Below are 24,973 nucleotides of genomic sequence, written 5' to 3'. Positions count from 1 at the left end.
GTTGAATGGGTGAGATGGCAGTACGCCAGCGTGTCATTCAGCCTAGCTGAACTTGCAAGTCAGGCAGGTTAAATCTGCATGAACGGTCAAGTAATTTTTCGCGCTAAACGTCCGTTGTTTAGCGCGAATTACTCTGAGCTGCCGTCGCTCAGTAAGCCCGCATACGAGTGGACGAGCGGTGGTGGGGACTCAAGCCAGGCCCAGCACCTTGAGGATAAAGGCGTATTCTAGGGCTGCATCCTTGAGGGCTTGATAGCGGCCGCTCATGCCGCCGTGGCCGGCATCCAGTTCGGTTTTCAGCAGCAGCAGATTGCTGTCGGTTTTCTGCGCGCGCAGCTTGGCCACCCATTTGGCGGCTTCCCAGTACTGCACGCGGCTGTCGTTGTAGCCAGCCACCGCAAGAATCGCCGGATAGGCTTGGGCTCGGACGTTTTCGTAAGGTGCGTAAGCCTTGATCCGTTCGAACACCTCGGGCTGGTTGGGATCGCCCCATTCGTCGTATTCAGTGATGGTCAGCGGTAGATCCGGGTTTTGCATGGTGTTGAGCACATCGACAAACGGCACCTCGGCGATGGCGGCGGTGAACAGCTCGGGGCGCTGATTGAGCACCGCCCCCATCAGCAAACCGCCGGCGCTGCCACCGCTGATAACTAGTTGCTGCGCGCTGGTGTAGCCGGTGGCGATCAGGTGCTCGGCGCAGGCAATGAAGTCACCGAACGAGTTCTCTTTGTGTTCCAGTTTACCGGCGCGGTACCAGGCTTCGCCCAGCTCGCCGCCGCCACGGACATGGGCGATGGCAAATACGAAACCGCGCTCCAGCAGGCTCAGGCGCGCATGGGAGAACCAGGGGTCGAGGCTTTCGCCATAAGCGCCGTAGCCATAAAGGTAGAGCGGGGCAGAGGTGCCAAGCACCTCGCGTTTGGCCACCAGGCTGATCGGTACCTGGCTGCCGTCGGCGGCTGTAGCCCATAGGCGCTGGCTGACGTAGCTGTCGGCATCGAACGGCCCGAGTACCGGGGTTTGCTTGAGTACCAATTGCGCGCCCGTGGCCAGCTCTAGCTGACGTACCTGCGCCGGGCGATTGAGCGCTTCATAACGCAGGCGGATCGCGGGGCTGTCGAACTCCAGACTGTCCTGCACATACAAACTGTAGGCCGCGTCCGGTAGCTGCACGCGGTAGGACGCTTGCCCCTGCGGCTGCACTTCGATAATCGGCAAGCCGCCTTCACGCAGGCTAAGCACCAGCGATTGCTGGTTGAGGCTAAAGCCTTCCAACATCACCTGCGGATCATGCTCACGCAGCAGGTGCCAGTGCGCGCGGCTTGGGGCTGCTTCACTGGCGCTGAACAGGGCGAAGTTGATGCCGTGCTGGTTGCTGCGGATAAACCAGGCCCAGTCGCCATTCAGGGTGCCGTGGTCCACGTCATATTCGTGGCCTTCTTCGCGCGGGGCCACGCAGCTGAACGAGGCTTGCGGAGTGGCGGCATCCAGCACCCAGGCTTCGCTGGTGGTTTTGCTGCCCAGCTGCAGAATCAACTGGCGTTCGGAGCTGCTGCGGTAACAACTGAGGAAGAAGCGTCCGTCAGGCTCGTGGAATACCAGTTCGGCCGCGTCGGTGCCGAGGCGGTGGCGATAAAGCTTGTGCGGCCGGTGGGTGTCGTCCAGTTCGCCAAAGAACAGGGTTTGGCTGTCATTGGCCCAGGTCATGCTGCCATCGCAGTCCTCGAACGGCAGTTCGATCAGGCTGTCGTTGGTCAGCTCCTTGACGAACAGCTGGTAAGTCTCCTCGCCGCTGGTGTCCAGGCTATAGGCGAGGCGCTGATGGTCAGGGCTGATGCTGAAGGCGCCGAGCGAGATGAAACTGCCATCGGCCAGGGCATTAGGGTCGAGCAGCAATTGCTCGCTGGCCTCATCGACCGTCAGTGCGCCATCGGCAGGTTTGCGGCAGCGGTAATGCCGGGGGTATTCATCGCCAGCGGTGGTGCGCTGGTAATACAGATAAGGCCCCCAGGGCGACGGCAGGCTGAGGTCGGTTTCGCGAATGCGCCCCTTGATCTCCTGAAACAATGTTTCACGCAGATGCAGTTGCTCACTGAGCTGCTGCTCCAGGTAGGCATTTTCCGCCTTGAGGTAATCAAGCACCTCAGCGCTGTCGCGGTTTTCCAGCCAGCGATACGGGTCGGCAGCGTTGTCGACGCGGGCGATGGGGGCGTGAGACATGGGGTAACTCCGTTAGATGACGGCCAACAGCGGGGACGCCGAAGCAGGCAAAAGCCGTTATCATAAGCGCCACTTCGCCCGTCGGCTGCTGAAATCTGCGCGTTTACGCGCCTATGCTGCCCGGTCTTCAATGCCAGAGAATTTGCGTTTTATGACTGAAAACGACTACATGCTTGCCTGGGGCGCCTATCTGGTGGCAGCTCTTGGTTGTCTGTTGGTGTGGTTTCGCCTGACCAGCTGGATGTGGCGTTACCTGCGTGAGCCGCTGCGCGTGCTGGTACTGGTGCTGCTGTTCAGCCCGACCATTGTCGACCCCGGTAAAGAGCAGTTCGCCCCTGCAGTGGCGATTACCGCCATGGACATGCTGCTTGGTGTGGGCAATAACGCCTGGCGCGCGGTGGCCGACCTGAGCATGTACGCGTTGATCCTGTTTACCCTATACCTGCTGTTTGTTGCCGTGCGTTGGCCCGTGGAGCGCTGGTGGCAGGGCCGCAAAGGGCCTGCGCCGGTTGCTGATGACGAGCCGACCTTGCGCGAGATGATGGCCCGTGATGAGCATGATTTCGGCGACACCCGCTACGATGCGCGCGGTGATCGTCGCCTGCGAGTTGAGCCCCGTTTGTAAGCCGCAGCGGCGCCTAACGCCGCTGCCCTTGCACCGCCGCACACACCCGGTCAGCATGGCCCTTATCGACTAAGGAGGGGTTATGGAGTGTGTGTTCTGTGCAATTGCCGCTGAGCAGTTGCCGGCCGAGCGTATTTATGAGGACGAACACTTTATCGTCTTGCTGGATATCTTCCCTCTGCGTCCGGCCCATGTGCTGATTGTCAGCCGCGAGCACGCGCCTTTTCTCAAAGACCTATCCGCTGCAGCCAGTGAGCAGTTGCTGCCGCTGGCGAAGCGCATGACTGCCGCCTTGCGCGCGGCCGGTTATGGCGAGCAGGGCATCAATTTTTTGATCAACGATGGGCCGACCTCCAATCAGCATGTGCCGCACCTGCATCTGCACCTGATTCCACGGCGCAGCGGCGATGTCATGCAGCTGTTGTGGCGTGCCTTGACGCGTTTTCTGCCGTTGGCGCGTAAACGTATCGAGGCACGTCTGGTAATTGAGGCGCAGCAGCTGCGCGAGGCGTTGCGCAATGTGTGAGTTGCTGGGCATGAGCGCCAATGTGCCGACTGATATCGTCTTTAGCTTTACCGGCCTGATGCAGCGCGGCGGGCGTACCGGCCCGCACCGTGATGGCTGGGGCATCGGCTTTTATGAAGGGCGAGGCCTGCGCTTGTTTCAGGACCCGCGCGCCAGCAGTGAATCAGAGGTGGCGCAACTTGTTCAGCGCTACCCGATCAAGAGCGAAGTGGTGATTGGCCACATCCGCCAGGCTAATGTCGGCCGCGTCTGCCTGGCCAATACCCATCCGTTCGTACGCGAGATGTGGGGGCGTAACTGGTGTTTTGCGCATAACGGTCAATTGGCCGATTTCGCCCCGCAACAGGATAACTACCGGCCGATTGGCGATACCGACAGCGAAGCGGCCTTTTGTGATCTGCTCAATCGCCTGCGTCAGGCTTTTCCCGAGCCTGTGGCGGTGGAGCAGTTGCTGCCTACTCTGGTCAGTGCTTGCGCTGGCTATCGCCAGCAAGGTGTATTCAACTGCCTGCTTAGCGATGGCGACTGGCTGTTCAGCTTCTGCAGCAGCAAGCTGGCGCATATCACCCGGCGCGCGCCGTTTGGCCCGGCGCATTTGAAAGATGCTGATATGCAGGTGGATTTCCAGGCGGAAACCACGCCCAATGACGTGGTCAGCGTGTTGGCGACCGAGCCGTTGACCGACAACGAGAGCTGGACGCTTTACCAGCCGGGTGAGTGGCGATTGTGGCGCGGCGGTGAATGTGTGGCGCAAGGCATGACGGACTGAATTGGGGGAGGGGACATGTTTAGAAGCTATCTGCGGTTGGCCTTGTTTGCCCTGGGGTTACTGGTTGGGGTGCAGGTGCCGGGTTTTATCGATGACTACAGCAAACGCGTCGAAGCCCATCGCATTGAGTCGGAGCAAGGGCTCAAAGGCTTTCGGGAAACCGCAACGCGCTTTTTCAAAGGCGATCTGGTGGCGTTGGTCGGCCATTACCAGGCCAGCGCCGATCCGGTAATGCGCAGCGACGCGCAGAGCCTGGGTACGCTGGTCGAGCGCTCGGTCTTTCTTGAACGCGAGTCCAAGGCCATGCAAGGGCCCTGGTATGGCCAGGTCTGGCATTTGGCTACGGCAGCCGACCATGAATTAATGGAAGAAACCTTCGCCGCTTACCGCTACCAGGTGCTGCTGGCCCCCGAAGCCATCGCCTGGGGCATTGCCTGCGCCATGTTGCTGGCCTGGTTGCTGGAAAGCCTGGCGCTGCTGGTCGGCATGCTGTTTGGTGCGGGCCGCAGCCAGAAGGTGCAGCAGCGGCACTGGCGCTAAGTTGAATCACACAAGGGCTCGCAAGAGCCCTTGGTGTTTCTGCTGATTTGCGTCCTAAGCCGGCTTGCTGCCTTGAGCGCAGGCGGCCTCGGTAACAGTCGGCAGAGTCGGTAGTTTTTTACGCCGCGACACCAGCAACACCCCTGCAAGAACCAGTGCTGCACCTGCCAGTTGGGCAAACGAAACCGGTTCTGATAACAGCATCCAGGCGAAGACAATCGTCAGGATCGGCCCCAGTGTGCCAATCAGCACGGTGCGCGCCGAGCCAATCAGGCGCAACGCGGCGGATTGCCAGAAGATCGGCAGCACCGTGGAGAAAATCGCCATCGCCGCGCTGTACGCATACACCTCGGCTGGTTGTTGCAGTGCGGAAAACGGTTGAGTGGCGAGGAAATGAATCTGCGTAGCAAACGTGGAGACGATAATCGCCAGGGCAGCAAAGCGAATGGTGCCCAACCGGTGAATCGCCACCTCGGCTCCGGAGCTATACAGGGCGTAGCACAGCGCAGAGCCGAATACGAAGGCAGCGCCGATCAGCACGGTGTGCAGGTCCTCCGCCACCTGCAGATCGTGGGCGAAGGCCAGGCCGATGCCAGCGTAGGACAGCAGTAACGCCGCTACCTGGCGTTTCTCCAGATGCTTGCCCATAAACAGCACACCGATCAGAACGGTCATGGTCGGGTAGATAAACAGAATCAGCCGTTCAAGCGCCGCCGAAATGTACTGCAGGCCAATAAAATCCAGAATGCTGGCGCCGTAGTAACCGAGCAGGCCCAGCGCAATCAGCATGCCCCAGTCCCTGCGTGTGAGCGGCGGCGCTGCGCGGCATAGCCAGAGGGTGGCCCACAGCGCGATGGGCAGGGCAAAGCTCATGCGCAGTGCTAGCAGAGTAACCGCGTCCACTGGTGCGGCGGCGTAGGCCAATTTGACGAAAATCGCCTTGAACGAGAAACCGAATGCGGCGAGCACCGCCAGTGCGATGCCGACGCGTTCGGCTGGCCAGGTTTTCCATGGCATGTGGGTAAATCCCTAAAGAGTTGTGCTGCGCCGAATGATGCGGGGTATAGAATCGCGATGGAATTGGCTTTTCCATAAGTGATCGTTCGGATTTAACTAACGCTATGCACTATGACCTGATTGATCTGCGCCTGTTTGTCGCGATTGCCGAAGCGAAGAATTTAACCCGAGGTGCCGAGCGCGTGCATCTGGCGGCGTCTTCGGCCAGCCACCGCATGCGCGTGCTGGAAGAGTCGATCGGCACGCCGCTGCTGCTGCGTGAGCCGCGCGGCGTCAGCCTGACCCGTGCCGGCGAGGCTTTATTGCGCCATTCGCGTCAGGTGTTTGCCCAGCTCGAGCAGATGCATGCCGACCTTACGCCCTATGCCAAAGGCGTGCGTGGCCACGTTAGCCTGTGGGCCAACACCCATGCCACCCATACCTTTTTGCCCGATAGCCTTTCGAGCTTTTTGCAGCGCCATCCGCAAGTCAGTATTTCCCTGGAAGAACACACCAGCCCGAACGTGCTGATGGCCGTGGCACGGGGCGAAGTGGAAGTCGGTGTGGTGGCCAGCGCGATTGAGGGTGTTGAGGTCGAACTGATTCCGTACCGAGCCGACCGGCTGGTGCTTATTGCACCGGCCGATCATCCGCTTGCGGCGAGCGGCAGCAGTCTGTTTGCCCAGGTGCTGGATTACCCCTTTGTCATGCTGCATTCCGGCTCGGCGATCCACACCTTTACCATGAATGCCGCCGCCGCACTGGGGCGACATCTTGAGGTGCGGATTCAGGTGCGCAGCTTTGAAGCGGTGTGCCGCATGGTCAGTGCAGGCGTTGGCATCGGCCTCGTGCCGCGCAGTGCGGTAACAGCTGGGGCGCAGCTGGTGGTGATTGAGCTGGAAGAACCCTGGGCGCAACGTGATTTGAAGGTCTGTGTGCGCAAACGTGAGCTGTTGTCGGGGTTTGCCGCGGCACTGGTCGACTGCCTGACTGGCAGCGATACCAGTCCCAGTTAAAGCACCCCTTGCTCGTTCTTCACAAAGTGCCTGCCAGCGGCGGATGGCCTTGGTGTGATCGCGCTCGCGCAGTAGCGCTTCGTCATGGTGATCGGCGCCCTGTACGAGGGCTCGTTGCTGTCGTTGGATCTAGTGGCGTATTCGGCGCTTCTGCTGGCAGGGCTTGCGATCACCACGCTGCCAATCGAGAAGCGATCAGCAAGTTTGTGAAAATGTTTCAAAAAGCGTCAAGAAACAGCCGGCAGCTCTATCTCCGCGTGATAGCGTTGTGCCTTCAATTATTTCGTTGTTAATGGAGGGTTTTATGTTGATCAAGGATCTGATCCTTGCAGCCATGTTGGCTGTTTCCCTGCCGTTTGCCCACGCCGAATCAACCGAGCCGCAAGCTGGATCTGCGGTTCCGGCCGAGTCGATGGCAGAGCAACAGCAAGAAGAGCAAGTACAAGAAGAGCTGGTAGAGGAACAGGAAGAGCAGGGTATGAGCGAAGAGGACTTTCTCGCCAGCCTGAACTTTCAAACCGGCAAGGTGGTACTGGGCGACAACCTGGCGAGCCTGAATCTGCCGGAAAACCTGGTGTTCCTCGATCGCGAGGATGCCAACCGGGTATTGGTCGACGCCTGGGGTAACCCGCCGACTGATGAGCTGCCACTGGGGATGATTCTGCCGGCCGGCATTTCGCCACTGGCTGATGAATCGTGGGCGGTGACCGTCGAATTCGAAGAAAGCGGTTTCGTCTCCGACGAAGACGCAGCCGATATCGATTACGTCGAGATGCTCGAGCAACTGCAGCAAGAGACGGTCGAGAGCAACGTTTGGCGCGCCGAGAATGGCTACGAGTCGATTGAATTGTTGGGCTGGGCCGCACAGCCGCACTACGATGCCCAAGGCAAGAAACTGCATTGGGCCAAGGAACTGCGTTTCGGTGACAGCGACATCAATACCCTGAACTACAACATCCGCGTATTGGGCCGCAAAGGTGTGTTGGTATTGAACTTCATCGCCAATATGGACCAACTGCCGGAGATCCAAGAGAACGTGCCGGCGGTGTTGGCGATGACCGAATTCAACGGTGGCAGCCGCTACGCCGACTTCGATCCGGATATCGACCAAGTGGCAGCCTACGGCATCGGTGCGTTGATCGCCGGCAAACTGGCGGCTAAAGCTGGCCTGTTCGCCACCATCCTGCTGTTGCTGAAAAAGTTCTGGCTAGTGCCGGTACTGCTGTTCGGCTGGTTGACCAAGCGCCTGACCGGCAAGAAGTAAAGTTGTTGCATAAGCCCGCCCCGGCCCGGGGCGGGTTCACTATTTGGAAAGAAACTTCATTCCGTCTTCCAGACCCTGCAAGGTCAGTGGGTACATCTGATCTTCCAACAGCTCGCGCATGATGTTGGTCGAAGCGGTGTAGCTCCAAGTGTCCTTGGGGTAGGGGTTGATCCAGATAAGCTTCTTGTACTTCTCCATAAAGCGCTTGATCCAGACGTAGCCCGGCTCCTCGTTCCAGTGCTCGACGCTGCCGCCGGCCTGGGTGATCTCGTAGGGCGCCATGGCCGCGTCGCCGACGAATACCACTTTGTAATCCGCGCCGTATTTGTGCAGCAGATCCTGCGTGGAAAAGCGCTCGCTGGTACGGCGCAGGTTGTTCTTCCACACCGACTCGTACACGCAGTTATGGAAGTAGAAGTACTCCATATGCTTGAACTCGGTCTTGCAGGCGCTGAACAGCTCTTCGCAGACTTTGACGTGGGCGTCCATCGAGCCGCCGATGTCGAACAGAATCAGCAATTTCACCGCGTTGCGCCGCTCTGGGCGCATTTGAATGTTCAGCAGGCCGCCATCTTTGGCGGTGTGGTCGATGGTGCCGCTGAGATCAAGTTCGTCTTCAGCTCCCTGGCGCGCGAACTTGCGCAGGCGGCGCAGGGCTACCTTGATATTGCGCGTGCCCAGCTCGACCTGATCATCGAGGTTTTTATACTCGCGCTGATCCCAGACCTTGACTGCCTTACCCTGACGTTTGCCCGCATCACCCACGCGGATGCCTTCCGGGTTGAAACCGCCGGAGCCAAAAGGGCTGGTACCGCCGGTGCCGATCCACTTGTTGCCGCCTTCGTGGCGTTCTTTCTGCTCCTCGAGGCGCTTCTTGAACTCCTCGATCAGCTTGTCCAGGCCGCCGAGGGATTCGATCTTGGCGCGCTCCTCATCGGTCAGCGAACGCTCGAATTCTTTGCGCAGCCACTCATCGGGGATTAATGTCTCGATATGCTGGTTAAGGTTTTCCAGGCCCTTGAAGTAGGCCCCGAACGCGCGGTCGAACTTGTCAAAATGCCGCTCGTCCTTGACCAGAATGGTGCGCGAAAGGAAATAGAACTCGTCCATGTCGGCGAACACCACGTTGTGCTTCAACGCGTTGATCAGGTCGAGTAGCTCACGTACCGACACCGGCACTTTGGCTGCGCGCATTTCGTTGAATAGGTTGAGCAGCATGGCAGTTGTCTCCCGATTACCCGTAGGGTGGATGACGCTTTGTTCATCCACCGGGTCTATACGGCGTAGGTGATTGGCAAGGTAGATGGCCATCCTGTGGAAAACGCTTCACGGTTTTCCACCCTACGCAGCTATCAACGACCGGCGCGGCGGCTCATAAAAGCCAGACGCTCCAGCAACTGCACATCCTGCTCGTTCTTCACTAGGGCACCTGCCAGAGGTGGGATGGCCTTGGTCGGGTCGCGTTCGCGCAGCACGGCTTCGCCGATGTTGTCGGCCATCAGCAGTTTTAGCCAGTCGACCAGTTCGCTGGTGGACGGCTTCTTCTTCAGGCCCGGTACCTTGCGTACGTCGAAGAACACATCCAGCGCTTCGGCGACCAGGTCTTTCTTGATGTTGGGGTAGTGCACGTCGACGATCTTCTGCAGGGTCGCGCGATCCGGGAAGGCGATGTAGTGGAAGAAGCAGCGGCGCAGGAAGGCGTCCGGCAGCTCTTTCTCGTTGTTCGAGGTGATGATGATGATCGGGCGTTTTTTCGCCTTGATCGTCTCGTCGGTCTCGTAAACGTAGAACTCCATCTTGTCGAGTTCTTGCAGCAAATCGTTGGGGAACTCGATGTCAGCTTTGTCGATCTCATCGATCAGCAGAATCACCCGATCCTCCGACTCGAAGGCCTCCCACAGCTTGCCTTTCTTGATGTAGTTGCGCACGTCGTGGACTTTGTCCGAGTCCAGCTGCGAATCGCGCAGGCGGCTGACGGCGTCGTACTCGTACAGGCCCTGGTGGGCCTTGGTGGTGGACTTGATGTGCCAGGTGATCAGGCGCGCGCCAAAGGATTCGGCCAGTTGTTCGGCCAGCATGGTTTTACCGGTACCCGGCTCACCTTTGACCAGCAACGGGCGCTCCAGGGTGATGGCGGCATTGACCGCGAGCTTGAGGTCGTCGGTGGCGACGTAAGACTGGGTGCCTTCGAACTTCATCGGTAAATCCTCGAACGGTAACGCGCAGGGCCATACCCGCGGGTTCAGTATTTGAAAAGCAGACTATAACGCGCAGCCCTGGCGACTGTGAACGTAGACGCGCCATTCAGTCACTGAATGGCGGGTCACTTGGCTTCTGTCACGGTTATTGGCTGTCAAAGCGGTTGTTGAACGCCTGGACAAAAGCATTGCGCAGAATCGCCTTGAAGGCCTGCCAGCGACTGACGTCATAGGCCTTGAGGTCGCCGTCGATGTCGATGCGGGTGGCGAATTGGTCCTTACGCTGATTTTTCAGCAGCCAACTGCTACCACCGACCAGGGCTTCCCAGGCTCCGCTCAGCAGACTCTTGTCCTTGGCTACAACATCCTGCTGCCAGTTGAAGATTTCCATGTCGCGCAGCAGTGGCTTGGCGTAACCCTTGAGCTTGCCTTGCTGGGCATCCAACTCCATGACGAAATCGCCCTGTCCGGCGGCAAAGTCGAAGTCAGCATAGGCGCGGGTAAAGCTGTTGAGCTGTTTGAGTTGAATGTCGGTGATGCGTAGGCGCAGGTCGAAATCATCCAATTGGCCGAGTGGGTCGAAGTTGGCACTGACCTGCAGCGGTGCTTGCTCAAACATGTTGGCGTTGGCCTGCAGGCTGGCGGGTCGCCGCGTGTCGGCCACATTGACGTTGCTCAGGTTGAGGAGTCGGCCGTTGATCTGGTTGGCTTGCAGGTCTACCGGTGGGTTTGCGCTGAAGTTGCGGAAGGCCAGGGTGCCGTCCTGTATGCGGATTTCGTTGATGTGAATGGGCAGCAGGCCTTTGAGTTGCGCGCGCCAATCGACGCCTTCACCGGTTTGTGAGTCGGCAGCGTTACCGCCGTCGACAAAGGTCATCTGCGGCCGCACGAAGGCCACTTCGGCGACCACGCTGTGCGATTCCCACAGCGCCCGCCAACTGACGGCGAGGTCGATCACTGGGGCTTTGAGCAGCGGCACAGGCACCTTGCCGTTAACCTTGACGATATGCAGGCCGTTGATTTGGTACGCCCCACGCCACAACGCCAGGTCGATATCGCTGATCTGGCCACGGTAGTCGCCCATATTGGCCAGCTTGTCATTCAGGTAGTCGCGCAGTAGCCAGGGCAGGGCGACATGCAGGGCTATCAGGGCGATGGCTAGGCTGAGCAGTGTCCAGAGGGGGATTCGGTAGCGCTTCTTCATATACAAACAGACTTATCCAATAACAATAGGTTTCCTGCCGGGGGCTGGCATGGCTGGACTGCCGCTCGAACCGGCCTTAGGCTTGAGAGCTTACTCGGCAACGCATGAAAAAGGACCCGCTATGAGCCGCATCTTCGCAGACAACGCGCAATCCATTGGCAACACACCGCTGGTGATGATTAACCGCCTCGGGCCTAAAGGTGTAACCATCCTGGCCAAGATAGAAGGGCGCAATCCGGCTTACTCGGTGAAGTGCCGTATCGGCGCGAGCATGGTCTGGGATGCGGAAGAGCGCGGCGTGCTTAAACCTGGCATGACCATTGTTGAGCCAACCTCCGGCAATACGGGGATCGGCCTGGCCTTTGTGGCTGCCGCCCGAGGCTATAAATTGTTGCTGACCATGCCGGCCTCGATGAGCCTGGAGCGGCGCAAGGTACTCAAGGCCCTGGGTGCCGAGCTGGTGCTTACCGAGCCCGCCAAAGGTATGAAAGGCGCCATCGATAAAGCGACGGAAATCGCCGAGTCCGATAGCAACACCTACTTTATGCCGCAGCAATTTAATAACCCGGCCAACCCGGCAATCCATGAAAAAACCACCGGCCCGGAAATCTGGAATGACACCAACGGCGCAATTGATGTGCTGGTATCCGGTGTCGGCACCGGCGGCACCATCAGCGGGATTTCCCGTTACATCAAAAACACCCAAGGCAAGCCGATTCTCTCGGTAGCAGTTGAGCCGATCAGCTCGCCAGTAATCACCCAAACCATCGCTGGTGAAGAGGTCAAACCCAGCCCGCACAAGATCCAGGGTATCGGCGCGGGCTTTGTCCCAAGCAACCTCGACCTGAGCATGGTCGACCGGGTTGAGCTGGTGACTGACGACGATGCCAAGGCTGTGGCCCTGCGCCTGATGCGTGAAGAGGGGATTCTGTGCGGTATTTCCTGCGGTGCAGCCATGGCAGCCGCCCTACGCCTGGCAAACGAGCCGGAGATGCAAGGCAAAACCATCGTGGTGATCCTGCCGGACTCCGGCGAGCGCTACCTGTCGAGCATGCTGTTTAGCGATATGTTCAGCGAGCAGGAGTTGCAGCAGTAAAGGTCTGCGGTCACAAAAAAACCGCCATATCCTGGCGGTTTTTTGTGGGCTGTTACTAGGTGATTTACGAGCCAGCGCTCTAATTGATTAAGCCTAGAAACGGTCGAGCTGATTGTTCAGCAGATTTCATGATGGGTAGCGACAGGCCGCAGTCCGGCAAAAAGCGGACGCTAGCAAGAAGATATCTCGGCCAAGTAGGTCTTTATCTGCTGGGCTTTTAATCGCTTCGCGCCGCATTCGCCATACTGGTGGGTGGTGCTTTTAGCAAAAGCGACCTTAATCAATCCAGTTCAACTACCGGCGCATGCTCGGCCATCAACGCAATCACCCAGTCGATAAATACCCGCAGTTTGGCACTAACATGTCGGCTTGGCGGGAAGGCCAAGTACATCGGCATCGGTGCCATGCTCCAGTTCTCGAACAGCGGAAGCAACTCACCTGTAGCTAGATGTGGTTTGGCCATGTACTGCGGAAGCCAGAGCATACCCAGGCCGGCAAGGCCGGCGGCGAGGTATGCGTTGCCATCATCGACTGTCAGCAGTGGGCGGCCCTGAGCCTCGATACGTTCTTCGCCCCGTTGCATCGCGTAGGGTAGGGCCTTACCTGTGCGTGACCAGAGAAAGCCCACCGTACTGTGATTACGTTCTTCCAGCTCACGCGGATGCACTGGGGTGCCAGAACGATGCAGATAGCTCGGCGCCGCGTAGACCCCAAGCTGCAGATCTCCCACATGTCTCGCCACTAGAGATTGATCGGTGATCACGCCGCCACGCACCACGCAGTCGACGTTCTCGCCAATGATGTCAACGATGCGGTCGCTAACGCCAAGGCTCAGCTGAATTTCTGGATGTCGCGCATATAACGCCGGCAAGGACGGTATCAATAGCATGCGCGCAAACGGACTGGGCACATCCACCCGTAGCCGCCCTCGCGGAGCCATCGACGCGCTGGAAAGGCTGGTCTCGGCATCGTCCATATCGGCCAGCAAACGTATGACACGCTCGTAGTAAGCCGCACCATCAGCGGTGACGTTGACCTTGCGCGTAGTCCGGTTTAGCAGTCGTACACGCAGTCGTGCCTCCAGCTGCTGGATGAGTTGCGTCACGCTGGTCTTGCTCATGTGCAAGGTAGCAGCCGCCTTGGTAAAGCTGCCGGTTTCTACCACTCGGGCAAAGGCCTGCATCGCATCGAAACGGTCCATTTCACGCCTCACTCAAGACTAGATTGTTTGGATTCTACAAACAGTCATGACTAGAGTTGCTTGTTTATCGATACCGACGGTCTTTTTATAGTGAATCCATCGTAAACAACGGGCCCCAATGGCCCCGATGGAGGCATGTAATGACAAGTAAACGTGATGTGGTATTCCCACCTAACCGCCATGCACTGTACGAGCTTCATCGCTACTCGCCAGCGATTCGCTCTAACGGCTTTCTGTTCGTATCCGGTCAAGTTGGTAGCCGCAAGGATGGTTCGCCAGAGCCAGACCTAGGCGCGCAGGTACGCCTTACCTTCGCCAATCTCAATGCGATTCTGGCCGAGGCAGGCTGCAGCTTCGATGATGTGGTCGACACGACTATCTTTATGGTCGACCCCGACTCGAAATTCGAGACCATCTGGGAAGTAGCGGCCGAGTATTGGGGCGAAGCACCTTACCCAACAGTGACCGCTCTCGGCGTGACCTGGTTATCTGGCTTCGACTTCGAAATCAAGGTAATCGCCAAGCTGCCAGTATAAAACTTGGTTCCCCCCCTCGGCCGCGAGGCGGGGACTGGCCAACAGCAGCCTTTCATGACCGGCTGCTGTCGGCCGATTTTGTTGAAAAAGTCGATTTCTGAGAGCGCTGCTTCTCGGCAGCTCAAAAAACGCTCACTTTAGAAATTGCTAAGTAAAAACCAAGACAGCTCCGCATTCTGAACGAACCAGATTTCAACGTCGCTAACGCTCTTTCATGGGCAAAAATCACTACGGGAATTTTTCAACAGAATCGGCCAAAAGTTGCCGTTCAGGAGCAGCAAGTACTCACAAATATTTTAGGTGAAATCACTATTCGCACCTCGACCAAGGGTAAGTTTTGATGCGCAATGCGTGAGAGAATCTGATCATTCAGACCCAGCACACACCTCGCTATGCCCTTTATTACAAGTAATGTTCACGAATGCGCCGCCCGCCTGCGGGCCGGTCACCTGGTCGCCATGCCCACGGAAACCGTCTATGGCCTGGCGGCCGACGCGCGCCAGGATGCGGCCATCCAGCAGGTGTTCGCACTCAAGGGACGCCCGAGTAGTAACCCACTGATCGTCCATCTGCAGCGTGCCGAGCAGGTCACCGAGTGGGCCGCTGAGGTGCCACCGGCCGCCCAGCGCCTGATGAAGGCCTGCTGGCCGGGACCGCTGACCCTGGTCTTACCCGCCCGTGACGAGGTTTCGCGCAGCGTCACCGCTGGCCAGGACAGTGTGGCGCTAAGGGTGCCGGCCCATCCGAAGGCGCAGGCCCTGCTTGCGGCCTTCGGCGGTGGCCTGGTGGCGCCGTCAGCCAATCGCTACATGTCGATCAGCCCGACCAGCGCCGCGCACGTGGCCCAGCAGTTTGCCGACAGTGATCTGTGGATTTTGGATGGCGGCGCCTGCCAGGTGGGCCTGGAGTCGAGCATCGTCAGCCTGCTGCCAGGTGACAGCCCTCGTCTGCTGCGCCGCGGCATGCTCAGCCAGCGCCAGCTAGAGGCTGTGCTCGGGGAGCCGCTTGAAGGCAAGGACGGTGGCGTGCGTGCACCTGGCCAGCACCATCGCCACTATGCCCCCAGCACTCTGAGCCTAGCCTTCGTTCAGGCACCCGCAGAGGCGCTCGCCTCGCCACGCTGCGGCTGGCTCTGGTGCGGCCAGGCACAACCCAGCCAGGGCCCGGCAATCAATCTGGGGGGCGACCCACTAGCCTATGCCGCCGGCCTCTATGCCGCACTCTATCAACTCGACGCCCTAGGGCTGGAGCTCCTATATATCCAGCTACCGCCACAACATGACGCTTGGGCGGCGGTACACGACCGCCTGGCCCGAGCCAGTCAACGGCTTTAAGGCCTCACTCCGGTAGCATCGGGGTCTCCAGCGGCACTTCGGCGAAGCGACTGAAGGCCTGCGCCGCCGGTGACGGATTCTTGGTCCGCCAGCGCACCAAATACCAGCGGTTGGGGATCGGAAAGCCCTCCACATCCAGCTCGACCAGATTGCCCGGAGCGGTGTGGATCAGGGTATGGCGCGACAGGATGGCAATACCCAGTCCCGCCGCGACAGACTCCTTGATCGCCTCGTTGCTCTCGATGGTCATCTGCGGCTTCAGCGTCCAACCAAAGCGGGCAAAGTGCTCTTCGATGGCTAGGCGTGTGCCGGAACCGGGTTCACGGCTGAGAAACGGCTCCGCCGCCAGTTGCTCCCAGCGAATACGCTGACCGGTGAAACGGTGGCCGGCCGGCGCAATAACCACCAGCGGATTATCGGCCAACGGCATGGCGTCCAGATCCAGATGGCGCGGCGGCTGGCTGAACACATAGAGGTCGTCGCGGTTGTCTTCCAGGCGGCGGATCACTTCCGAGCGGTTGGCGATGTTCAGCTCGACCTCGACCTGCGGATACTGCCGACAGAAAGGCCCCAGCAAGCGTGGCACCAGGTACTTGGCCGTGGTGACCGCACCGAGCCTGAGCTGCCCGGCCGTCAGGCCGTTGAGCTGGGCCAGGCGCATTTCCAAGTGATCGAGGGCATCGAAGATTTCCCGTGCCCCGGCCTGTACCTCACGCCCGGCATCGGTCAGGTGCAAACGTTTGCCCAATTGCTCAAACAGGTTCATGCCCAGGGCCTGCTCCAGCTTAGCGACCTGCGTCGACACCGAGGGCTGGGCCAGGTGCAACGCGCGAGCCGCCTCGGTCACGCTGAGGCGCTCGGCAACCGCGAGAAAGGTTTCCAGCTGGCGAAACGTGGTCTGGCGGGTATGGAAGCGCGGCCTTTGCATTGCTAAGTACCGATGATTTTTAGGCTGATAATCTATTTTTGACTATATCAAGTACTGGTGAAAATGCCTGTGTCGTCATTTCCAGGGATTCTCGCCATGTCTGCCGCTCTCGCCCCGCATGGGCACCCCGCTGCGTTAACCCAGGTGCAACCCGTTGCCTTCCTCACCTGCCATGACAAGGGCCGGTTGGTCACCGATGCCCTGGCCCAATTAGGCTTGTGTATCGAATCGATCAGCAGCTACGACACCGACCACTTTGGCACCTTCAGCCGTGAAGTGCCGCGCCAGGGGAGCGCCCAGGATGCGGCGCTGAATAAGGCCAAGCTGGCCTGTGCGCTGGGCCAGGTGCGCTATGGCTTGGGCAGTGAGGGCAGCTTCGGCCGTGATCCGCATCTGGGCTGGATGCCCTGGGACTACGAAATCCTCTGCCTGTGGGACGCAGAGCTGCAGTATCCGGTTTATGCACTGGCCGGCTCGGGGGCGACCAACTATGCCCAGGTCGAGGTCGACAGCCTGGAAGGCGCCGATACGTTTATGCAGCGCGCGCGCTTTCCCGAACATGCCCTGATTCTCGGGCGTCCCGGCGAAGCCTGGTTCCGCAAGGGTATTCGCGAGCGCGACTGGCTGCTCGCTCAACTGGACTGGCTGCTGGCGCGCGAACCGAAGATCTGGCTGGAGACCGACATGCGCGCCCATCTAAACCCGCTGCGCCAGACGGTGATCCGTGATGCCTCAGCGCAACTGGCGAAGCGCCTGAGCAGCCACTGCCCGAGCTGTCAGGCATGCGGTTTCGCCGTGGCGCGCAGCGAGCCCGGCCTGCTCTGCGTGGACTGTAGTCTGAGCACCCCATTAGCGGCCGCACACATCTGGGTGTGCCCGGCCTGTCAGCATGAAGAACGACATCCCGTTACCCAACTGGCCAGTGCCGGCCACTGCGAGCAGTGCAACCCATGAATGCTTTCGCCCCTGCAAATCAACGCTTGAGTCACCTGCGTGCACTCGAAGCCGAAGCCATGCACATCCTGCGCGAGGTGGTGGCCGTAATGCGCAACCCCTGCCTGTTCTATTCGATTGGCAAGGATTCCACCGTGCTGTTGCACCTGGCGGGCAAGGCGTTCTTTCCGGGGCCGCTGCCCTTTCCGCTGCTGCACGTGGACACCGGTTGGGAGTTTGCCGAAATGGGCCAGTTCCGCGACCGTCTGGCCGCGCGCCTGGGCCTGGATATGCGCGTGCACATCAAACCGGATGGGCAGCGCCTGAACATCACCCCGTTCTCCGTGGGTTCGGCCAAGTACACCGACATCATGAAGACCGAGGCACTAAAGCAGGCGCTGGCGCAATACGGCTTCGATGCCTGTTTTGGCGGGGCGCGGCGCGACGAAGAAAAGTCACGGGCCAAGGAGCGCGTCTGCTCGTTCCGCGATGCGCACCAGCGCTGGGACCCCAAGCAGCAAAGGCCCGAGCTCTGGCAGCTGTACAACACGCGGATCAACGCCGGCGAGAGCCTGCGGGTATTTCCCCTGTCGAACTGGACTGAGCTGGATATCTGGCAGTACATCCACCTCGAAGGGATCGAGATCGTAGACCTCTATCGCGCGGCGCCGCGTCCGGTGGTCGAGCTGCATGGCACGCTGATATGCGTGGACGACGAACGCCTGCTGGCGCACCTCACCCCGGAGCAGCGCGCGGGCATCCAGACCCGCTGGGTGCGTTTCCGCACCCTTGGTTGCTACCCGTTGACCGGCGCCGTCGAATCGCAGGCGCAATCGCTGCCAGAGATCATCCAGGAAATGCTGCTGACCCGGACCTCCGAACGCCAGGGCCGGATTATCGACCATGATCAGGATGGCTCGATGGAGAAGAAGAAAATCGAGGGGTACTTTTAGCCGATTCGCAGCACTGAATAAAAAGCCGCCTGAATCAACAGGCGGTTTTTTATTTGCGCTACGCGTAGCCGGCGGCGCGGTTTGACCGAGATGCGACAAGGCCGCGCCCTAAAGGTACGGCCATTATCGATCAGACTCCCGGCAGCGGTTGCCAGCCTGTTGCGGTGCGACGCTCCAGGTGGGCGGGTTGACCGTCCATGCGCAGCAGGTACAGCCAGCCATGCAGAACCAGGTCGCGCACCACGGCGTGGTTCTCGATGACCCGGTCGATCATGGCCTGCGGCGCCTCGATCATCACATGCAGGCGCAGCGGGCGATGCCTCCACTGCTGGCCATCGTGCAGCGACTGGCGGGCCAGGCCGATGCGCAGATCGCCGCCGTTGCCCTCGAATACGCCGATATGTCCGCCAACCACGTTGTGCAGCAACTTATTGCCGCTGCCAAACCGCGCATTGTCGGTGGTCGAGGTGAAGTACTGCAGGTTGATCCAGTGCGCCACCACCATGGGCGCGGTCATGATCAGCTCCAGCACCGCGCCCTCGGCATCCTCGCGCCAGTCGTAGTCGTGCAGGAAGGCGCGGCCCTGCAGGTCGACACCGCGAGTACGCGCGCGCGGCGCGGCGATAAACGCGGCGTTGTTGGCCAGGCCCCATTCGGGCCGGGTCTGCGACCAGTCACGGGCACGCCGGCGCAGCCGATCGAGCAATTTGACCGGTTGCGCCTGCAGCGCCGTCAGGCCCAGCCCGGTGGCGCGCTCCTGGCGCACCTGGGCAGCTGCCTGATCAAGCGCCTGGCGCACGCGCAGCCAGTCCGCTTGCAGGGTGGCCGGAATGGCCTCGTGGGCAAACACTTGCACCTCGTCGGTGGTGGTGTTGTGCAGGCCGGCCAGCACATGGCAGTGAGCCGGCAGGTCATGGCCGCGCTGGCGCAGTTCGGCGCGCACCTCGCGGTCGTTGAGCAGGCCGGCCAGCAGGCGCGCATTGACCTCGCCGCTCTGGCCGCAGCAGGCACCGCAGTCGAGCCCCGCCGCCTGGGGGTTGTTGGCACTCTGGCTGCCGTGCCCGAGCAGCACCAGCAGCGCCGGGACCGGGCCGTTGAGCCCCATGGCCTGGAGAATGCGCGCGGCCAGATCAGTCTTCTGAGTCAGTGACAGGGCCGGCAATTGCGGGTGCAACTGCTGCCACTCGGCAGTGCGCCAGCCGCTGCGATGTGCCTCTTGAGTACCCGAGGAGAGGCCACAGGTACGCCCGAGCAGCGCACCGACATAGCCCAGGCCCACACTCTCGACCAGGGTAAAGGTCGACGCCGGCAGGCGTTCGAACAGACGCCAGCCGCCCTGACGGGCCAGCCGCGCCTGGCGGCGCTGCGCCAGGTGATTATCCTGCGCGGCATCCCCACTGCTGTCGCTGACCTGCAACTGCGGTGCCAGCAGCCCTGGCAACTGCGGGCGGGTGGCGGAAGTGCCCAGCGGCGTATAGGCAATGGGCAGGCCGAAGAAGCCGGCAAAACCACCGGTCTCAAGGTCCGGACAGACCTGCTCCAGAGCGCGGCGCAGGGGTTCAGAGCGCACATCGATGCAGAAGAACAGCTTGGCCAGCGGCGCCTGCGGCAGCGTGGCCGGTTCCGTCCGGCAGAGTTTCTGCTGCAGCTGTTCCTGCCAGACCAGCTCGTCGGCCCGTTGCCACACTTGCAAGGCCTGCCAGGCAGCCGCGGGTGGCTGCTGCAAACCGGCCTGCCAGGCCGCGCGCCAGCGCTGCCAGCGGCTCTGCCCATCGCGCTGGCGATCATCCACCAGCCACTCCCAGGCGGCGCGGATCGCCAGCAACTCCAGGGTGGTCGGGTCATCCTGCCCCTGCAGGTTGGCCTGCCAGCGCTTGTACGTACACCAGGAGGCCCACCCCAAGCTGCGCAGCAACAGGCAGTCGAACCAGGGCGCCCAGTCCTCAGCGCTCAGCCCGAGGCGCTGCACCGCGGCCTCAAGCGCCGCGTGGGGCTGCAATGGCAGCTCGGCAATGCGCCCGTGCAGGTCGCGGCAGTCACTGAGTACGCTCAACCCTCTGTCTGCCAGCATGCTGCTGCGCCAGGTCTGGTATAGCCCGGCGCCGGCTTCCGGACGCCAATCGGCCTGTTCGTGGTCGAACCAGGCGGCGCAGCATTGGCCAATCTGCTGGGTGATCAGCACCGGCCAACCCGGTAGCGGGATGCCGGGATCGGCCAGGTCTTCCAGCAGAGGCAGCCCGGTGTGTGCCGGAGGCGGCATCTCCAGGGCCTGCAGCACCTGTGCGAGGGTCAAGGGCTCGGCCTGTTCCGCCAGGGCCTGCTGTAGGTGATGTGCGCCAATGCGACCCTCCTGCCAGGCGCTCCGGTAGTCGGCAGCGCTTAGCGTCAGCGAGCTGCCGGCATGTTGCCAGAGCTCTGCGGCGACGGTTGACCAGGCGTGTTCACGGCGCTCCCACAGCGGGTTGACGGCGATCATGCGGTCCAGTGGCCAGGTCGGGGCGATACGCGCGCAGGCCTGACGCGCAGCCTCGTGCAGCGCATCCCGGTCGAGGCTGGCGAAATGTTCGAGCGCAGTCATGGACGGTCTCCAGTAGGCGAAGTCAGGGGCTGGGGCGAACGCACCGGCCAAAGGCGGAAGGTCAGGCGGGTGAAGTGCTCATCCAGGTAGAAGCCGGCAAAGGCCAGCGGATAAAGACGCTGCGCCAGTGCGCCCTGGGGACGCGCCAGGATCAGCGTCTGCAGCAGGTACAGGCCGACAAACAACAGCAGGGCCAGCCCGGTCAGTAACAGTGGCGCCTCCGTTAGCGGGGTATCCAGAATCCAGGCAGCGGCCTGGTGCCAGAGCAGGTAGGCCGCCAACAGCAGCACGAACATGCTCAGCCCCTGCAAAACCTGCCCGCGGCGCAGGCACCAGGGGGCCAGGCCGATGACGAGAATGGCCAGGGCCACCAGAGGCAGCTCATGACCCGGCAGCAGCCAGGTCCAAACGCCCTGCAGCAGCGCCAGCGCCAGGCCGGCTAACAAAAGAGCCCATAGCAGATCGCCCAAACCCGGTAGCGGAGCGACGGGCTGTAGGGCATGTTGGCGCGCCTGGGCCACCGTCTCGCCAGCGGCGAGGAAGGCATGGGCCTTGTACAGCGAGTGCGCCAGCAAGTGCACCAGGGCCAGTTCGTAGAGCCCCAGGCCGCACTCCAGCAGCATCAGACCCATCTGCGCGCAGGTCGACCAGGCCAGGCGGACCTTGATGCTGATGCGCGTCATCATCACCAACGCGGCGAGCACTGCGGTCAGACCGCCGACCACTACCAACAAGCTTTGCGCCGGCACGGCGGCAGAAAACAGCGGGGCGAAGCGCAGCAGCAGGAAACCGCCGAGGTTGACCAGCCCGGCGTGCAGCAGCGCTGACACCGGCGTCGGTGCTTCCATCACCTGGATAAGCCAGCCATGCACCGGCAGCTGCGCCGACTTCAAGATCACCGCTAGGGCCAGCAGCAGCGCCGCCAGTTGCAGGTCCCAGCCGATCTGGCCGCTGGCCTGCAGGCGGCTGTTCACGGCGTCGAGAATCACCGCGATGCTGCTGTCACCGCCAGCGCGCACCAGTAACCCGGTGGCCAGCAGCAAACAGACATCGGCCAGGCGACTGGCGAGAAATTTCTTGTGCGCCACCACCAGGGCCTGCGGACGGTCGCGGTAAAACGTGAGCAGCTGATGCAGGCACAGGCTGGAGAGCATCCAGGCAGCAACCAGCAGCAGCAGATCGGTGCTGGTGACTACCGTGGCCACTGCCGCCAGCGTACCGAGCAGGGCCAGCACATAGCGCTGCTGTCCGAGCTCACCCTCCAGATAGCGCCGGGAATAGTCGATGATCACCAACGCCAGGATACTGACCAACCCCGCCATGGCCAGGCCCAGTCGATCATCGGCCTGTTGGTTCAGAGCCGCTTGTAGCCAGGCCACCAGAACCAGGCCCAAGCCGAAGTAGCCGGCGCCTCGGGCCGACCACCAGAAGTGCTCGCGAGTGTGTAAGAGGCTAGCTGGAATCAGCGTCAGGGCATACACCCAGGGCAACAGTTCGACCAAGGGCGGGAGAATGATCGGCACGGGCGTAGCTCCTAATCCATCGAGTGGCCTTAGTCTCCCGCAGCAGTTAATCTATTAAAAATAGATTGATATGAATAGATCATTCTTTTTTTGGGAATTCAGCGTGCGCCGACTCAACTTTCACCACCTGCATTACTTCTGGGCCGTTGCCAAAGAAGGCAACCTGACGCGCGCCGCTCACTCGCTGCATGTGTCGCAATCGGCGCTGTCCACGCAAATCCGTACCCTGGAAGACGAGCTGGGCCACCCGCTGTTTATTCGCAGCGGTCGCAGCCTAACGCTGACCGAAGCGGGACGACTGGTGCTGGACTACGCCGAGAGCATCTTTGCCTTGGGCAGCGAATTGCAGATGACCCTACAAGGCGCGCAGCAGGACATCCAGCCCTTGCGCATCGGTGCAGTGGCAACCCTGTCGCGTAACTTTCAGGAAAACCTGCTGCGCCCCTTTCTCGGTCGTGCGCAGGTGCGTATTACCCTTGAGTCCGGCAGCCTGGAGGAGTTGCTGGAGCGTCTGGCCCTGCACAAGCTGGATGTGGTGCTGACCAACCATGCGGTCAGTGGCGATGGTCAGCGGGCCTGGCGCTGCCGCCTGCTGGATCGGCAGAGCGTGTGTCTGGTGGGGCCGCCTCGGACCGGGCTGGCGCCGTTCACCTTACCCGCCGATCTGCAGCAGGCCCGCCTGATCGTACCGGGGCGTAGCAGCGATATTCGCAGCCAGTTCGAGGTCTACTGCGACAGCCACGGCCTCAGCCCGTACATATGCGCCGAGGTGGACGACATGGCCATGCTGCGTCTGCTAGCACGCGACTCCGGCGACATCGCCCTGCTCCCCGCCGTTGTTGTGCAGGACGAGCTGCTCAACGGTACCCTGCAGCTGTATGCCGAGCTGCCGGACATCGCAGAGCAGTTCTTTGCAGTTACGCTCCAGCGCCACTTTGGCCTTGGCATTCTTGATGAGCTGCTGACCCCGTCTTGATCGCAAGGGATGAAACATCAACACGGAGCCAAGAGGCATCGGACTCTTGTCGCGCTCACAAATACTCAACGGCCACTTCTGGCCGATCTCTGCCTATCGCCAATCGGCTATGTGCGGGTGATGTCTAACCAAATGGGGCGCAGTGATTTACTCAGGCCACGTTGCAGTCTTGCAGACACTCTTGAATCTCAGCAAACAACGGACGCTCGGCAGGTTGCGGGTGGCTGCACCGTGCATGCAGGTGCCACAAGCGGGTTTGCTGAGTGGACTGGTCTTCTTTGTTGCAGCGCACTAACAACTCCTCTAGCAAGCAGGCAAAGGCCCGGGCCTCAAGTTGTTGCAGGGCAATCCCGTTGTTGTTTTGTGGGTCAAAAAACGACGCTGCGCCGAAATCGCCCAGGAGGGTGTGCCCGGCTGGGTTGACCAGCAGGTTATGGGCATACAAATCGCCGTGGATGATGCCGCGTTGATGCAGGTGAACGACGGCCGCTGCGGTGTCGCGCAATATGCGTAAGGCTTCTGCCACGGTGAAACGACGCTGCTCGGCATAGCAGTCGCGCGTGCAGCTGGCGAGTGAGGGCGGCCCAGCCAGCGCTTGGAAACTCGGTGCAATACGCGCCAGTAACAGGCCGGGCGGAGCGTCCGGCAGGGGTTGCAGTGGGCCGGCAACGCTGATCAGGTTGTTGTGTTCACCGGCTGCTATACAGGCGGCCATCTCACTTTGGGCAAGCCCGTCGCTGGTTACATCGCCTTTGAACAGTTTGACCGCCATGGCCTGCGCCGGCTGGTTGGGCTGCTGCCAGGTCGCACTGCGGATGATCCCCGAGGCACCCTGGCCGAGTATTTCACCCAGCTCAAGGGTGTCGCGGGCGATGGTTGGCAGTGGATGTTGCTGGAGAATTGCAGTTTCGCTGGCGTCACTGAATGGATTGCCTGCAAAAGCCAGCCAGCACAAGGACGGTAATGCCGTGAGCCATGCCGGCAGATGTTCTAGGCGGTTAGCGGCAATGCGCAGCAGCTCCAGGCGCTGCAGATTGGCCAGGCTTTCGGGAAGGGCGCGCAGCTGGTTGCCCGCCAGCATCAGCTTTTGTAAGTGGGCACAGTCACCTAACTCAGCCGGTAGCTGCTGGAGTTGATTGTCGGTCAATATCAGCCAGCGCAACGCGGACGGCAGTGCCGCAGCGGGCAGGTGTTGAATGCGGTTGCTCTTGAAGCCGATCATTTCTAGCTGCGTGCAGTTGCCCAACACCTCAGGTACTGAGGTGAATAGGTTGTCTGAGCAAAACACAATACGCAGCTTATGCAGGCGCGCTAAGTCAGCGGGGAGTGCGCTGAGGCGGTTGCCCGAGAGGTTAAGCACTTCGAGGCTGTCGGCCAGAGAGAAAATTTCCTCTGGAAAGTCGTGTAGATCGCAGCACAGGTCTAGCCGGGTAATGCCGGCCAGCTCTCCGCTGCGAAGTTGTTTAAGGCTGTGCATAAAGGCGCTAGAACTCGTGCACTGGGAACAATCCCCAGTGCTATTGGGCTGGCAAAGGTGTCAACACGTTGGATGCGGGC

22 protein-coding genes are annotated in these 24,973 nt (G+C 60.8%); 12 read left to right on the top strand and 10 right to left on the bottom strand.

Translation table 11 applies throughout. The features are described from left to right. Positions 1–189: 189 nt before the first annotated feature. The gene (locus tag ACIGEK_RS12265; RefSeq protein WP_397493581.1) at positions 190–2,220 is read right to left on the bottom strand and encodes a S9 family peptidase; all 2,031 of its coding nucleotides are present in this window, start codon (positions 2,218–2,220) and stop codon (positions 190–192) included. Positions 2,221–2,371: 151 nt separating this feature from the next. On the opposite strand from ACIGEK_RS12265, the gene ACIGEK_RS12260 reads away from it, so the two are divergent. From ACIGEK_RS12260 to ACIGEK_RS12245, 4 genes are all read left to right on the top strand, one after another. Next, complete coding sequence (locus ACIGEK_RS12260; RefSeq protein WP_397493580.1) at positions 2,372–2,845, top strand: MFS transporter; 474 nt, start codon at positions 2,372–2,374, stop codon at positions 2,843–2,845. 82 nt (positions 2,846–2,927) lie between these two features. Beyond that, positions 2,928–3,371, top strand: coding sequence for an HIT family protein (locus ACIGEK_RS12255; protein ID WP_397493579.1), 444 nt, complete (start codon positions 2,928–2,930; stop codon positions 3,369–3,371). Further along, entirely contained in the window at positions 3,364–4,140 is a 777-nt protein-coding gene (locus ACIGEK_RS12250; protein ID WP_397493578.1) for a class II glutamine amidotransferase, read from the top strand. Before ACIGEK_RS12255 ends, ACIGEK_RS12250 begins: the two co-directional genes overlap by 8 nt. Positions 4,141–4,155: 15 nt before the next feature. Then, positions 4,156–4,680 carry a DUF2937 family protein gene (locus tag ACIGEK_RS12245; RefSeq protein WP_397493577.1) on the top strand — a complete coding sequence of 175 codons (525 nt, stop codon included), beginning with the start codon at positions 4,156–4,158 and terminating at the stop codon, positions 4,678–4,680. Between the two features lie 54 nt (positions 4,681–4,734). Here the strand turns inward: ACIGEK_RS12245 and ACIGEK_RS12240 are convergent, their stop codons facing one another. Continuing rightward, positions 4,735–5,697, bottom strand: a complete 963-nt coding sequence (locus ACIGEK_RS12240) for a DMT family transporter (protein ID WP_397493576.1) — start codon at positions 5,695–5,697, stop codon at positions 4,735–4,737. A gap of 104 nt (positions 5,698–5,801) precedes the next feature. On the opposite strand from ACIGEK_RS12240, the gene ACIGEK_RS12235 reads away from it, so the two are divergent. Both ACIGEK_RS12235 and ACIGEK_RS12230 read left to right on the top strand, forming a co-directional pair. Continuing rightward, positions 5,802–6,692, top strand: a complete 891-nt coding sequence (locus ACIGEK_RS12235; protein ID WP_397493575.1) for a LysR substrate-binding domain-containing protein — start codon at positions 5,802–5,804, stop codon at positions 6,690–6,692. Between the two features lie 304 nt (positions 6,693–6,996). Then, a complete protein-coding gene (locus ACIGEK_RS12230; RefSeq protein WP_397493574.1) occupies positions 6,997–7,956 on the top strand; it encodes a DUF2167 domain-containing protein in 960 nt (319 codons plus the stop codon). A 39-nt stretch (positions 7,957–7,995) separates the two neighbouring features. Here the strand turns inward: ACIGEK_RS12230 and ACIGEK_RS12225 are convergent, their stop codons facing one another. The 3 genes from ACIGEK_RS12225 to ACIGEK_RS12215 all read right to left on the bottom strand — a co-directional run bounded on the left by ACIGEK_RS12225 (position 7,996) and on the right by ACIGEK_RS12215 (position 11,358). Continuing rightward, the gene (locus tag ACIGEK_RS12225) at positions 7,996–9,174 is read right to left on the bottom strand and encodes a VWA domain-containing protein (protein ID WP_397493573.1); all 1,179 of its coding nucleotides are present in this window, start codon (positions 9,172–9,174) and stop codon (positions 7,996–7,998) included. Between the two features lie 134 nt (positions 9,175–9,308). Then, positions 9,309–10,154, bottom strand: a complete 846-nt coding sequence (locus ACIGEK_RS12220) for an AAA family ATPase (RefSeq protein ID WP_397493572.1) — start codon at positions 10,152–10,154, stop codon at positions 9,309–9,311. Between the two features lie 145 nt (positions 10,155–10,299). Then, on the bottom strand, positions 10,300–11,358 hold the full coding sequence (locus tag ACIGEK_RS12215) for a DUF748 domain-containing protein (RefSeq protein WP_397493571.1): 1,059 nt from the start codon (positions 11,356–11,358) through the stop codon (positions 10,300–10,302). 121 nt (positions 11,359–11,479) lie between these two features. Between ACIGEK_RS12215 and cysK the strand changes: the two genes are divergently transcribed. Beyond that, the gene (gene cysK / locus ACIGEK_RS12210) at positions 11,480–12,454 is read left to right on the top strand and encodes a cysteine synthase A (RefSeq protein ID WP_397493570.1); all 975 of its coding nucleotides are present in this window, start codon (positions 11,480–11,482) and stop codon (positions 12,452–12,454) included. Between the two features lie 280 nt (positions 12,455–12,734). Here cysK and ACIGEK_RS12205 read toward each other — a convergent pair whose 3' ends face one another. Beyond that, positions 12,735–13,655 (bottom strand): LysR family transcriptional regulator, encoded by a 921-nt coding sequence (locus ACIGEK_RS12205; RefSeq protein ID WP_397493569.1) that lies wholly within the window; start codon positions 13,653–13,655, stop codon positions 12,735–12,737. Between the two features lie 140 nt (positions 13,656–13,795). Between ACIGEK_RS12205 and ACIGEK_RS12200 the strand changes: the two genes are divergently transcribed. Next, the gene (locus ACIGEK_RS12200; protein WP_397493568.1) at positions 13,796–14,191 is read left to right on the top strand and encodes a RidA family protein; all 396 of its coding nucleotides are present in this window, start codon (positions 13,796–13,798) and stop codon (positions 14,189–14,191) included. Positions 14,192–14,583: 392 nt separating this feature from the next. Further along, positions 14,584–15,525, top strand: coding sequence for an L-threonylcarbamoyladenylate synthase (locus tag ACIGEK_RS12195; RefSeq protein WP_397493566.1), 942 nt, complete (start codon positions 14,584–14,586; stop codon positions 15,523–15,525). A 4-nt stretch (positions 15,526–15,529) separates the two neighbouring features. Here the strand turns inward: ACIGEK_RS12195 and ACIGEK_RS12190 are convergent, their stop codons facing one another. Next, entirely contained in the window at positions 15,530–16,453 is a 924-nt protein-coding gene (locus ACIGEK_RS12190) for a LysR family transcriptional regulator (protein ID WP_397493565.1), read from the bottom strand. Between the two features lie 96 nt (positions 16,454–16,549). On the opposite strand from ACIGEK_RS12190, the gene ACIGEK_RS12185 reads away from it, so the two are divergent. Both ACIGEK_RS12185 and cysD read left to right on the top strand, forming a co-directional pair. Further along, positions 16,550–17,407: a DUF6671 family protein gene (locus ACIGEK_RS12185; RefSeq protein ID WP_397493564.1), complete on the top strand. Its 858-nt coding sequence runs from the start codon at positions 16,550–16,552 to the stop codon at positions 17,405–17,407. After that, positions 17,404–18,339, top strand: coding sequence for a sulfate adenylyltransferase subunit CysD (gene cysD, locus ACIGEK_RS12180; RefSeq protein ID WP_397493563.1), 936 nt, complete (start codon positions 17,404–17,406; stop codon positions 18,337–18,339). Before ACIGEK_RS12185 ends, cysD begins: the two co-directional genes overlap by 4 nt. A 130-nt stretch (positions 18,340–18,469) precedes the next feature. On the opposite strand, the gene ACIGEK_RS12175 is transcribed toward cysD, so the two are convergent. Further along, on the bottom strand, positions 18,470–20,917 hold the full coding sequence (locus tag ACIGEK_RS12175; protein ID WP_397493562.1) for a YbcC family protein: 2,448 nt from the start codon (positions 20,915–20,917) through the stop codon (positions 18,470–18,472). Then, positions 20,914–22,440: an NADH-quinone oxidoreductase subunit L gene (locus tag ACIGEK_RS12170; RefSeq protein WP_397493561.1), complete on the bottom strand. Its 1,527-nt coding sequence runs from the start codon at positions 22,438–22,440 to the stop codon at positions 20,914–20,916. The genes ACIGEK_RS12175 and ACIGEK_RS12170 overlap by 4 nt, the downstream gene beginning before the upstream one ends. 103 nt (positions 22,441–22,543) lie before the next feature. On the opposite strand from ACIGEK_RS12170, the gene ACIGEK_RS12165 reads away from it, so the two are divergent. After that, positions 22,544–23,416: a LysR family transcriptional regulator gene (locus tag ACIGEK_RS12165; protein WP_397493560.1), complete on the top strand. Its 873-nt coding sequence runs from the start codon at positions 22,544–22,546 to the stop codon at positions 23,414–23,416. A 151-nt stretch (positions 23,417–23,567) separates the two neighbouring features. On the opposite strand, the gene ACIGEK_RS12160 is transcribed toward ACIGEK_RS12165, so the two are convergent. Next, a complete protein-coding gene (locus tag ACIGEK_RS12160; RefSeq protein WP_397493559.1) occupies positions 23,568–24,893 on the bottom strand; it encodes a leucine-rich repeat-containing protein kinase family protein in 1,326 nt (441 codons plus the stop codon). Positions 24,894–24,973: the final 80 nt, after the last annotated feature.

Source organism: Pseudomonas sp. NPDC079086, assembly GCF_044542155.1.
Lineage (GTDB): Bacteria > Pseudomonadota > Gammaproteobacteria > Pseudomonadales > Pseudomonadaceae > Aquipseudomonas.
Note: the sequence above shows the minus strand (reverse complement) of the source record. Positions and strands in the feature narration are given on the sequence as shown.

Bases quoted from the DNA above. Each gene is read 5' to 3' on its own strand.
- ACIGEK_RS12265 (WP_397493581.1), bottom strand. From the start codon at position 2,220: ATGTCTCACGCCCCCATCGCCCGCGTCGACAACGCTGCCGACCCGTAT.
- ACIGEK_RS12260 (WP_397493580.1), top strand. From the start codon at position 2,372: ATGACTGAAAACGACTACATGCTTGCCTGGGGCGCCTATCTGGTGGCA.
- ACIGEK_RS12255 (WP_397493579.1), top strand. From the start codon at position 2,928: ATGGAGTGTGTGTTCTGTGCAATTGCCGCTGAGCAGTTGCCGGCCGAG.
- ACIGEK_RS12250 (WP_397493578.1), top strand. From the start codon at position 3,364: ATGTGTGAGTTGCTGGGCATGAGCGCCAATGTGCCGACTGATATCGTC.
- ACIGEK_RS12245 (WP_397493577.1), top strand. From the start codon at position 4,156: ATGTTTAGAAGCTATCTGCGGTTGGCCTTGTTTGCCCTGGGGTTACTG.
- ACIGEK_RS12240 (WP_397493576.1), bottom strand. From the start codon at position 5,697: ATGCCATGGAAAACCTGGCCAGCCGAACGCGTCGGCATCGCACTGGCG.
- ACIGEK_RS12235 (WP_397493575.1), top strand. From the start codon at position 5,802: ATGCACTATGACCTGATTGATCTGCGCCTGTTTGTCGCGATTGCCGAA.
- ACIGEK_RS12230 (WP_397493574.1), top strand. From the start codon at position 6,997: ATGTTGATCAAGGATCTGATCCTTGCAGCCATGTTGGCTGTTTCCCTG.
- ACIGEK_RS12225 (WP_397493573.1), bottom strand. From the start codon at position 9,174: ATGCTGCTCAACCTATTCAACGAAATGCGCGCAGCCAAAGTGCCGGTG.
- ACIGEK_RS12220 (WP_397493572.1), bottom strand. From the start codon at position 10,154: ATGAAGTTCGAAGGCACCCAGTCTTACGTCGCCACCGACGACCTCAAG.
- ACIGEK_RS12215 (WP_397493571.1), bottom strand. From the start codon at position 11,358: ATGAAGAAGCGCTACCGAATCCCCCTCTGGACACTGCTCAGCCTAGCC.
- cysK (WP_397493570.1), top strand. From the start codon at position 11,480: ATGAGCCGCATCTTCGCAGACAACGCGCAATCCATTGGCAACACACCG.
- ACIGEK_RS12205 (WP_397493569.1), bottom strand. From the start codon at position 13,655: ATGGACCGTTTCGATGCGATGCAGGCCTTTGCCCGAGTGGTAGAAACC.
- ACIGEK_RS12200 (WP_397493568.1), top strand. From the start codon at position 13,796: ATGACAAGTAAACGTGATGTGGTATTCCCACCTAACCGCCATGCACTG.
- ACIGEK_RS12195 (WP_397493566.1), top strand. From the start codon at position 14,584: ATGCCCTTTATTACAAGTAATGTTCACGAATGCGCCGCCCGCCTGCGG.
- ACIGEK_RS12190 (WP_397493565.1), bottom strand. From the start codon at position 16,453: ATGCAAAGGCCGCGCTTCCATACCCGCCAGACCACGTTTCGCCAGCTG.
- ACIGEK_RS12185 (WP_397493564.1), top strand. From the start codon at position 16,550: ATGTCTGCCGCTCTCGCCCCGCATGGGCACCCCGCTGCGTTAACCCAG.
- cysD (WP_397493563.1), top strand. From the start codon at position 17,404: ATGAATGCTTTCGCCCCTGCAAATCAACGCTTGAGTCACCTGCGTGCA.
- ACIGEK_RS12175 (WP_397493562.1), bottom strand. From the start codon at position 20,917: ATGACTGCGCTCGAACATTTCGCCAGCCTCGACCGGGATGCGCTGCAC.
- ACIGEK_RS12160 (WP_397493559.1), bottom strand. From the start codon at position 24,893: ATGCACAGCCTTAAACAACTTCGCAGCGGAGAGCTGGCCGGCATTACC.